Source organism: Desulfosarcina sp. (assembly GCF_033791525.1).
Taxonomy (GTDB): Bacteria; Desulfobacterota; Desulfobacteria; order Desulfobacterales; family Desulfosarcinaceae; genus Desulfosarcina.
In genome coordinates this window covers 1-10716 of record NZ_JASJGN010000086.1, presented here as the reverse complement: position 1 = coordinate 10716, position 10716 = coordinate 1, and the positions used below count along the sequence as shown (strand labels likewise).

Below are 10716 nucleotides of genomic sequence, written 5' to 3'. Positions count from 1 at the left end.
AGCGCAAGGATATTCTCTTCTATCAACAACCAGAGAGGCTTTTTCCCGAAGGCGTCGCTTGTCGTCATTTTTCATCTCCTTTTTTAATGATTGAAACCGATAATCAATGTGCCGGAATAATCCGGCTGAAAAAGTATCGTTGATGCCCGTTGGATTTTAAACATGTCGATAAGAAACTGCTTTTCCCGGCAGAGACTATAGAGACGCACCCATACGAGTCAAGGAAAAAAATCTACAATTTGTAAGGCGTGTCAGGCTGACTGGAACCTGTCTCATCGTTAGGAATCAGGATTTAAGGGCAAGGCATGCAGCGGCGGAGCAGCCGGGCTGGTGCCGCCTATTTAGAATTGTCCCGAATGCCACTATCTCCGATATGTGGTGTCATGATTCTAAATAGTGTCCGTCCAGAAATGAGGAATTTTGGTCAAGATCAAGGCATGCGAAAAATTTTACCGCAGGCGCCCTGAAAGAAGTGCCCTTGGGGTGTATATGGTTGATATTCCGAGGATAAATTTTTGAGCATAACGCAGATATCGGGCAAAATAACCGTTTCTGGATGGGCACTAAATAGCGTTTAAGTCCTAATATGGTGGTCAGCCAAAGTACGGTTCAGATGAAGATTGATACCAACACCTTCGTCAAAAAGCCCATGGGATTAAGTTGCCGCCTGTAGGCTTTTCTGATAAATCGAATTTGGCAAAAATAGCCAATGCATGACTTATCATAGCAACTTCAAATTATTACATACAATCGAAAAATTATAGTATGGCAGAAATTGAACCCTCCCCGCGGCCCCGATGAGCGGGATCTCCGCTTTGCTTCGACAAGCGGCGAGGAATGCGCTCGCTATCGCGGTTCATCGCTTTGGCAGTGCGTTTAGTCAGCAACATAGCTGAAGGATTGTGAGTGAGGGAATTTAATATGAAAATCTTCTACACCGACACATTAACCTTCCCGCTGCCGGAAAAGCACAGCTTTCCCAAAGATAAATATTTATTGCTGCGAATGCGGATATCAGAACGATTGGGTGATCAAGCGATCGATATGCAGGTTCCAGAACCGGCCTCCGATAAAGCCATCCTCCGTTCCCATAGCGAAGAGTATCTCCGCCGCTTGGTTCAGGGTGACTTGACGAGTAAAGAAATCCGGCGTGTCGGTCTGCCCTGGTCATCACAGATCGTGATACGGACGCGTTATTCAGTTGGTGCTACCATCGCCGCCTGCCGTGCGGCTCGATCAGAAGGTTTTGCGGTCAATCTCGGAGGCGGAACCCACCATGCCTTCCATGATCATGGTCAAGGATTCTGCTGGTTGAACGACAGTGTAATTGCGGCCAGAGCCCTGCAGGACGATGGTCTTGCTGTGAATATTCTGATTGTTGACTGCGATGTTCATCAGGGAAATGGCACAGCCGCAATTGTTAAAAATGACCCTACCATTTTCACATTTTCCATCCATGGTAAGAATAATTTCCCCTATCACAAAGAAACCAGTGATCTGGATATTGAGTTAGAAGACGGGACGGAAGACGGAACCTATCTCGATGCGCTTGAAAAAGGCCTTACTTCGTCCATAGAGACATTTAAGGCTGACTTGGTAATTTACCTTGCCGGAGCTGATCCATACAGGAAGGATCGATTCGGCCGGCTTGCACTGACAAAAACTGGACTGGCCCAAAGGGATCGCCTTGTTTTAAAGCATCTCAAAAATGCCGGTCTTCCGACTGCTGTAACCATGGCTGGAGGCTATGCGCCCGATATTCAAGATATCGTCGATATTCATTTTCGGACTATTGAGACAGTACTGGAATTGAAAGACCAATAGAATTTCCGGTTGGGCCGAAACCACTACTATTTTTCCACATGCTCGAGACTGTACCTCTGTCTGTACTCTGCAGTGTATTAGTCCCGTCAGGCTATATAATTGTTATGGTTCACCACCTATTTTCTGCGGCATATTCGGAATAGGATGGTATCGATATATTGGCGATAAGTAATCACCGCTTTTCAAACAGGCCTATTTTTGGCGATGTGTTGGAGATATAACCTCCATAGTTGTTCCGGTGATCCGCTCTCGTATAGACTCACAAATTTCAGTTTTCCATATACTAATCACTATCAAAATGAAATAATGCTCGCAGCTCTCGCACCTGATTGCTTATTTGCGGGTAGTGATATGGAGGCTTTCTTGAAGTTAGAGCAAGTTATAAAGCTATTATCGGGGTGCTCCCGCTATGCAAAGGTGGATGTCTTCCCATTGTCCGGTGGAATTACAAATAAAAATTTCAGAGCCAACCTTTGCGGTAATAGCTATGTAATTTCAATAGGCGGGCAAAGTACCAAACATTTGGGTATTGATCGCAAAGCAGAATTTTGTAACACACATGTGGCGCATCAATTTGGTATCGGCCCGGCGGTTGTGTTTCAAGCTCGGAACGTAATGATTTATCGTTTTATTGAAGGCCGTGTTCTCAAAGCCCGGGAAATCACATGCAAATCGATACAGAATCAGTTGGTAAACCTAATCCAGCGCTGCCATCGTATTCCCGTTGCAAAAGTTCGGGGCCATTTTTGTGTATTTGAAAACGTTGAATACCTGATGCGAGAAGGCGACCGTTTAGGTGCACGCCTTCCGGAAAATTCAGCATGGATATTGTACCAACTTTCACGCATAAAGCAGGCGTTGTCCTTGAATCCTATTCCGACGGTTTTTTGTCATAACGACTTAGTGCCGGAAAATATCATCTGCTCAGGTGAGAAGATGGTGCTGATTGACTGGGAATATTCCGGCGGTGGCGACCGATATTTCGACTTGGGGATGGTGGCTTACTATCATCAACTAAACGACAATGAGGTGCGTGAGCTACTTGGTGCGTATTTCGGCAAGGTGACAGACAGTTCATTAGCAAGGCTGAAATTAATGCATTCGATGTCCGCTTTGCGGGATGCGGCGTGGTCACTAGTCCAAACTGCGGTTTCATCACTGGATTTCGATTTTGTTGCCTATGGGCAAGATCGTTTCAGGCAATTTACCCGGCTTTGTAAGCAAGACGCGTTTCAAGAATGGCTGAATGTTTCCGCCGCCTCGTCGGTCAATGACATTCTGGCGAGATAGGAATTTCGGAATGTTTTGGCTCTTCTGCTACCCTTTATCATGAATAAAGGAGGGCATTATTTTCGCTGGAAACACTCGTCACTGTCGGGACCTTCAGCAGGCAAAGAAAATTATCCACGGAGGTGATCGGGCCACATTGATTTGCGGATGGCATACTGCTGATAGAGGACTCACACCCATATAATGACCTGAAGATAAGGATGATGCACATGCTTTTCACACTATCCGATATGATCGTAGATTTTGGCGCAAAACCCACGGCTTCTGAGATATCCGTTAAAACCCTCCTTTCGTTGTCTAAAAAAGCGCGCCATCTGAATCAGCCTGAAACGTTGGGTGGAAGCGCTGAAAGCCTTGAGAGCTACTACAATATGATTAGACAATTTGCTGCAATAGCGCAAAAATTCAGACACCTGATACCAGCGGACTTTGATTCGGATGCCATATTGACGTTATCCAACTACCTTCTGAATCTGGAAATCAAAGACTTTAAAAAAATCGCTAACAATTTACCCTCTCTGCTGGACGGCTCGATTTTAAATGAAAAATCGAATGTTTATGCTGAGGCGGATATTGATCCCAGCTGGGGATCTGCCGTGGATGCGCTTTCGACTGCATTGCCAGAAAAAATTGATTTGACGGAATACCACCAGGATGAACTCATTGCCACAGCCGCAACTGAATTAACAATCAGTTTCCCGAGCCTGAATGCCCTTTGCAGCCTGGACAGATGGCTGACCTCACATCCTGGAAATTTTAAAAATTCATTGCTGCTTGCATCGAAAATCGCCGTTTCGAAAATGATCATGAATAAGCTTTCCAAACCTCTTCATGTTTCACTGGTCATTGCAATGTACAATGAACACAACCGTATTCGACCAAAAAGTATAGGCAACCCCAACGGAGAAGATTTTCTCAGGCGGAAAATGAAGCAATTGACGTGGTTGTTTGACCAATCGCCCGTCAGCTTCGAGATGATTCTGGTCGATGATGGTTGCCCAAATCATACTGGTCCTATAGCCGAAAAAATTGTCCAGTCCGAAGGATTCAGCAACGCAAGGGTCTTGTACATTGAAGACGGTATCAAGAGACGGTCACCTGTTTTAAAAGGTCTGTATTCCTCAGAGGAAAGTAGGAAAGGCGGTTCAATCCATTATGGCATGTGGCGTGCCATTAAAGACATCCCGTTAATGGATCACCCTCATATAGTTGTCTACACAGATGCGGATATGGCAGCGTTTGTAAATCAAATTGGACTTTTGTTAATGCTCCAAGACGAACAAACCATGGTATCCGTGGGTTCGCGCTACGATATCGGAAGCGTTTGCCGGGGGCCCTGGGGAAGAGATGGAAAAGTTAGTGGGTTAACCAATTTTGATCGCAGGATGGTGGGGTTAAGAGGTGTTATGTTTAGTAAACTTTTCCCACAAACAGGGAAAATAACGGATACTCAATGTGGTTTTAAAGCATTTAACGCTGAAGTTCTGAGAGAAATTCTCATAAAAGCCGAGGAGAGAACCTTCTCCTTTGATATCGAATTGATGGTTCTTGCCGCGGCCACTGGCAAACTGATCGCCCATGCACCGATCTACTGGCACGATAGCCTTGCTGAATCCAATTTTTGGAAAAATAGGAACTGACGAATCCATTTTAATGACCAAGTGAGATTTCCAGTAAGTTTGGTCGTCATATTTTAATTGGAGAACGGTTTCGGTTAAGCTTGAGACGATTATAGCGCTGTGGTAATCGTGTGCGTTTTGGAGCACATTGTTTACGTCAATACCCGTGTTGAAAAATTATTCTCATATTGAATATAGTAAAAATTCACAAGGCCAGCCACTGACTATTTTTTAATACCTTGCCTTTCAACCATGTCGGTGTGCATGTACCTTGTGCATTTTCCAGCACTTTGCCAGTCAACTCCATTTGAAGATATCCACATTTCGGGGGGGCAAATTTGTCGAAGTTGTGGCTTGTGGATAATACTTAATTTCAGCTTGGGACCGATTACAGATTAATTTAGATAAAGACAATTCCAATAGAATTGCAGATATCAATTATTGTGGCTTTAATTTGTTTTTCGGTGGTAATCTCGAAAGTGGCTGAGACCCATCATCCCGAGTCCAGTAACCATCAAGATTGCCGTGTAGCAACTTAAATTCGTTCGATAACAGGCCTGAGACGAGAGTTGCTGCGAAGATCGGCGCCCCCACCTTGCTTATGAACTCACCCCAGAAGTTAATGTGGTCCATCAACTGCTCCTATACGCTTATTTTTATGGTTATTACGGTTAGCCAATCATCACTCAATTAGTGATACATTGAGATCATTATCGGTTTGATTTAATTTAAGAATAATTACTTCCACACCCACAATCTTGGGAAAAATAGTTTTTAGCATTTGACAAAAACGATCAGCTTGGATATGAGATTCAATCAAAGGTGCCCGGAAGGGCTTGATAGGGAATCCCGTTGGAATCGGGAGCGGTCCCGCCGCTGTAATCGGGGACGAAATCTGCATTGCCACTGTTTCGAGATTAAACGAAACGGGAAGGCGCAGAGAGTAGAATGATCCGAAAGCCAGAAAACCTGCCTTGGTAAATGCCGTTAATCCCCCGATTGAAGGGGTCTGGTAACATATCCATAGGGCCAAGAAAGCTGGGTGCAGCCCTTTATGCCAATATACGCATGAAGGGCTTTTTTTATGCCGGTTAATGCCGCACCCGCACTGATAAAGCGATGGAGGAATTCTGGGCAGGAAGTCCTTCATCGTTTTATCTATTTTAATGGTCTTGGTTTGATCTGGCCTGATTGTTACGTTCGAACGCCATACCTAAACATCCGGGGACCCTGATCATCCTGTTTCACAGACTTGAATTTAAAATCCGAGATTAAAGATTAACCAGAAGGAGAATTACGGTGAAAACAAAAAATTGGTGTGAATTTTTGATGGTTTTAATTTTCTGTGTGATTTCTGCAAATGGCATTGCCTCAACCGGCCATGGCAGTACAGCACCTAAAAAAGTTGGTATTCTTTTGGTTGCATTTGGGTCAAGTGAGGCGTCTGCCCAGGTCTCTTTTGAAAATATCGATAAACAAGTTAAAGCCGCTTATCCCGATTTCCCTGTTCGCTGGGCATATACGTCGCACATCATCCGCGCAAAACTGGCCAAGCAGGGCAAAAACCTGGATTCTCCGGCGGTGGCGTTGGCCAAGATGCAGGATGAAAACTTTACCCATGTGGCCGTTCAATCCCTGCATACCATCGGTGGAGAAGAATATCACGATTTACGCCGCATCGTTGGGGCATTCAAAATAATGGGCGGATTTCAGAAAATTATTTTAGGGTACCCGCTGATGTCCACCCAAACGGATATGGAGCGAATCGTAGAAGCAGTTTTGAAATCAATTCCCAACAGCCGGAAAAAAAATGACGCCGTCGTCTTGATGGGACACGGCACCCACCATCCATCCAATGCCTTTTATGCGGCTTTGATGTTCCAGCTCCAGCTCAAGGATTCAAACATCTTCGTCGGCACTGTGGAAGGCTATCCCGATGCCGAGCTGATCAAGGAGCTGATGCTTCGGAAAAAAATAAAAAGGGCCTACCTGATGCCTTTCATGTCGGTCGCCGGCGATCATGCCAAGAACGATATGGCTGGTGAGGAATCAGACTCATGGAAATCGATCTTCTCCCAATCCGGCATTGACTGTGTCCCCGTTCTAAAAGGAACCGCCGAATATGATGACTTTGTAAACATTTGGGTCGATCATATCCGCGGGCCACTCAGTCATTTTGAATAGAAATCAAATCGGCAACGTTTACATATTGATTTTCTTTTTGATTCATACCCAGATTGGAGAAATGGTCGCCTGAAAAAGAAGGTCCTGTGTTTGTTCTTTATTCTTATCTTCCTTCCAACATTTCAGTCGGCGCCTTTAACGGAAAGATCGACAAGGTCGGTGAGGACGATACCATCGACAGCGTTGTTGTCAGCATTGCCGCCCGGCCCTTCGAGAAGGTGATGATCGGTGCGTCCTAAACCTCGAATCTGGCCGCGTCCGATACCTTTTCCGTATTTGTTATCGAGCCGATTGGCGACCTTGTGGGCGGCTGGAGTGCTTTTGTCACTTTTCAAATTCTTGAGCGTTTCAAAATTATTGGCGAGTATGTCGCCGCGCTTGATAATTTCAGAATAGGTGAAATCTACGACGTTGGCGACACAAAGGAACGCAAACCATCGGCCTGGAATATGGAATTGGGTGCGAGAATTATCGACAGCGTTGAACTGGCTGTTCGTTATGGCGGATCTGAGGACGGTGAGGCGGATTTTTTCCCGGAGTCCCATTACGGTGCCGTGTTAAACTGGGGATTTTTTGAAAACACCAACCTGGCCTTGGAATACCTGCATAACAAGTATGAAGATGATGCCCGGACGGTGGACATGTTGACTGCCCAGCTTGCGGTTGAATTTTAAACAGGTTCTTTTTGGTCTATCGTTTCTTTCTATTTCTATATTGGGAGACACCAAAGACTGAAACAACGGCGCGACAACAAGAAAATTTCATACGTCCTTGTTGTTGCGCCTTATTTAAGGGCACCTGGATTGCCGGTAATTCTCACTCTGGCAACGACAATTACCAACCACGTCATACCGGACTTGATCCGCCATCCAATCTTTTCTGGATTGCGCTAACGCTTCCCTCGCCCCCCCCCGGTGGGTTATGCGGACTGGCGTGATGTTCAAGTCAAGTCGAGGCAATAGGCTTTGGGACTTTTTCCTGTCCAACGTTTGAAAGCATGGCTGAGGTCGCTCTGCTGAGAATAGCCGAGCAGGAAGGCCACATCGCAAGAGGGTCGCAGGTTCAACCTCCGTCGCTCCGTCGGCAGCAGTAAAACCGATCCCCATTCGCTCTGCAAAGTCCTTCAAGATCCTGATCCGTGAAACCGAAACGGCGGGTGTTTATTTCGATAAACGCTTCGGTTCAAGCCAGGTCTTCACAGGCATTTTTCACGATGCGACCAATACGTAGCCCTTGTGGGCATTTTTTTTCTGCCATGGTGAAATCGGCCTTGAGAATATTCTCCTTGACGTCTGTTGGCAGCCTGCTGAATAAACGCGAGGCTTTTCTTCGATCCTTATAGCTGTTGGCATACATGGACGCGCGCAAAATATCGCTGATCGGAAGGTCGGAATCGACCCCGGCTTCACAAATATCGGCACATCCGGCACAGTAGCCGGGAGCCGTTCGTTGCGCATATCGTTCCAGGCGCTGTTTATCGCCTTCAGAAAGTTTTTTCTTGTCCAGAGCCGCATCAACATTGGCCTGCAGGATCGTCAAATTCGGCATCGCCGAGCAGATGCTGGCAATATTCGGATTTTCCCACACCGCCTTGAGTTTGGCCTGTTCAGCGGTATATCCCTTTTTTAAAAAGTTTTTGGTCATTCCCAACGCATCATCGGTTTCGGAACCGATGGCGGCATAAAAGTTCGCCGAAAAAGCCGCCTGGGTTTTCATGGCTGTCAATCCTATTCCCGCCTTCACACAGGCATCGACCGCTTTTTTCATTTCGTTGCCTGCCATCAGCCGATAGTTATAACTCATCATAATTCCATCGATCCATCCCAGTTTGGCTGCCGCCAGCATACTGGTTTCCATGTTTTTATGGGCGCTGAACCCAAAAAGCTGTATCTTCCCTTTCGCTTTTGCCTTTTCAACCCACGCTTTAACCTCATCCGTCAATTCATTTTCCACATCGCTTACGTAGTGGATAAAATACATATCGACGTATGATGTATTCATTTTTTCAAGTGACGCGTTTAGTTTTTCGGTTAGTTTTTTCGGGTCCGACGTTGCGGCTTTTGTTACCAGAAACACATTCTTGCGGTGGTCGGGATATTTTTCAAAATATTTCCCGATGGCTAATTCGTTTTTGCCCCAACCATATGAATCCGCCGTATCCCAATAAGTTACGCCCATTTGATAAGCCATCTTGAATAGTATCTGGTCAGAACGCCTCAAGACACCGCCCAGCGAAAGCATGGGAACATTGACGCCCGTTTTCCCGAATGGCCGAGTCGGTACAATCCTTTCTTGAGGCACCGTCGCAGAAGCACTGGCATGGGATAGTCTCAATGCACTCAAGGGTATAAGCGTCGCTCCTAAACCACCTGCCCCGGCAGTTTTGATAAAATCTCTTCTTGAAATCTCCCTCTTTTTTCCGGACATGCTTATTGTCTCCTCTTGACCGACTAGTCTGCCCGCCTTAAGGCCAGAAACGTGTCGGCCATAATTTTTTGAGCTATCCTATACACTAACCTCGTCGACAATCAGATGCGCTGCTTTCGGGGAATGTTCAATCAGGCTTGTGATGGGATGCCCTCTTTATGAATAAAAGGATTTATCTTTTTGATAAGCTGATCGGGCTGCTCTTCGATCACCAAATGCCCGGCATCCGGAATGACGTGCAACATTGAACTCGGAATCATATCGTGCAACGCCTCGCCGCGTTCCAACGGTATCCATGTGTCCTCACGGCCCCAAAGGATCAAAACCGGCCTGGAAATCCCGGCGTACAGGGGTTGCACCTCATCCGTATAACCAGAATGCGCCTGTGCAATCTGCCGGTAAAAAGCCGCTTTTCCGTCTGGTCCGGTCCACGGAAGGACGATTGAATCCAAGGTAGCTTCATCGATGGTTTTGAAGGCAGCTGTTTTGACGTAAGCGCGAACAATGGCTTCATGAATGTAGTCTGGAACGCCTGCAAAGGCGGATTCATGCGCACGGACATGCTGAAAGAAAGACGAGCCCCACGGAGCCAACGCCACCGGATCGATAAGAACGATCTTGTCGAAATCGCGGCCATTGATCAGGTGTGTTCGAAGAACCGTTGTGCCTCCGAAATCATGACCAATGATTAATGGGTTGTCAAGCTGCCAGTAATCCAGGAGACGATCCAACACCTGGTTCTGAATCCCCAGTGAAACATCGCCAGGTGATTTATCTGACTGGCCGTAACCGATCAGATCATAGTAGTAGACAGTAAAATCTTGAGACAAGGATTTGATGATATGCCGCAAATTGAAAGATGACCAGGGTGTGCCGTGAACCACAACCACCGGCGGGCCATCGCCACTCACCCCGTACCGCACGGCGCGCCCATCGAAAAGGCAGGCTTCGGGTAGCGTCCATTCAGTCATCGGGTAAATCCTATTCTATTTAGCGCCGCCAGACAGCCGGGGTTTTTTGGGGACGGTTGCATCGGCCTTATCCGGCAGTCCATTCAAAGTTATGCTCACCCCTTCAGGCTATTGAGCACAGCGCTCGGACCGATTTCAACGGCCCGATTAAAGTGTTGCGCGAGTATCTCATAGAAAAATTGAACCCTCCGCGCGGCCCCGATGAGCGGGATCTCTGCTTCGCTCTGACAAGCCGCGGGGAATGCGCTCGCTAACGCAGCTTAACAAATACGGTCAGCATGGCGCTCTCCTGGTGAAGCGTTTGCTATACATATGACCATTTACAGACCTTTTTTCAGCTCGTGAGATAAGAGCGGGCCATCGTTAAACCAAAAACGATGAGGCATAATCCGCCGCTTCCA

Annotated in this window: 9 protein-coding genes and 1 riboswitch; of the genes, 6 read left to right on the top strand and 3 right to left on the bottom strand. The window is 46.6% G+C overall.

Annotation, left to right across the window (positions count from 1 at the left end):
* The first annotated feature begins 921 nt into the window (after positions 1-921).
* From QNK41_RS04185 to QNK41_RS04160, 6 genes are all read left to right on the top strand, one after another.
* Positions 922-1824, top strand: coding sequence for a histone deacetylase (locus QNK41_RS04185; protein ID WP_319254069.1), 903 nt, complete (start codon positions 922-924; stop codon positions 1822-1824).
* A 363-nt stretch (positions 1825-2187) separates the two neighbouring features.
* Positions 2188-3114, top strand: a complete 927-nt coding sequence (locus tag QNK41_RS04180; protein ID WP_319254067.1) for a phosphotransferase — start codon at positions 2188-2190, stop codon at positions 3112-3114.
* Positions 3115-3323: 209 nt separating this feature from the next.
* Positions 3324-4754, top strand: a complete 1431-nt coding sequence (locus QNK41_RS04175; protein ID WP_319254065.1) for a glycosyltransferase — start codon at positions 3324-3326, stop codon at positions 4752-4754.
* 782 nt (positions 4755-5536) lie between these two features.
* Positions 5537-5725: riboswitch (cobalamin riboswitch) on the top strand.
* A gap of 307 nt (positions 5726-6032) precedes the next feature.
* Positions 6033-6917 carry a sirohydrochlorin cobaltochelatase gene (locus tag QNK41_RS04170; RefSeq protein ID WP_319254063.1) on the top strand — a complete coding sequence of 295 codons (885 nt, stop codon included), beginning with the start codon at positions 6033-6035 and terminating at the stop codon, positions 6915-6917.
* An 86-nt stretch (positions 6918-7003) separates the two neighbouring features.
* Positions 7004-7156, top strand: coding sequence for a hypothetical protein (locus QNK41_RS04165; protein WP_319254061.1), 153 nt, complete (start codon positions 7004-7006; stop codon positions 7154-7156).
* A gap of 9 nt (positions 7157-7165) precedes the next feature.
* Positions 7166-7591, top strand: coding sequence for an LbtU family siderophore porin (locus QNK41_RS04160; protein ID WP_319254071.1), 426 nt, complete (start codon positions 7166-7168; stop codon positions 7589-7591).
* A 266-nt stretch (positions 7592-7857) separates the two neighbouring features.
* Here QNK41_RS04160 and QNK41_RS22960 read toward each other — a convergent pair whose 3' ends face one another.
* The 3 genes from QNK41_RS22960 to QNK41_RS04150 form a co-directional block, all read right to left on the bottom strand.
* Positions 7858-7959 (bottom strand): hypothetical protein, encoded by a 102-nt coding sequence (locus tag QNK41_RS22960; protein WP_413815118.1) that lies wholly within the window; start codon positions 7957-7959, stop codon positions 7858-7860.
* A gap of 140 nt (positions 7960-8099) precedes the next feature.
* A complete protein-coding gene (locus QNK41_RS04155; RefSeq protein ID WP_319254059.1) occupies positions 8100-9344 on the bottom strand; it encodes an aldo/keto reductase in 1245 nt (414 codons plus the stop codon).
* 131 nt (positions 9345-9475) lie between these two features.
* On the bottom strand, positions 9476-10315 hold the full coding sequence (locus QNK41_RS04150; protein WP_319254057.1) for an alpha/beta hydrolase: 840 nt from the start codon (positions 10313-10315) through the stop codon (positions 9476-9478).
* Between the last annotated feature and the right edge of the window lie 401 nt (positions 10316-10716).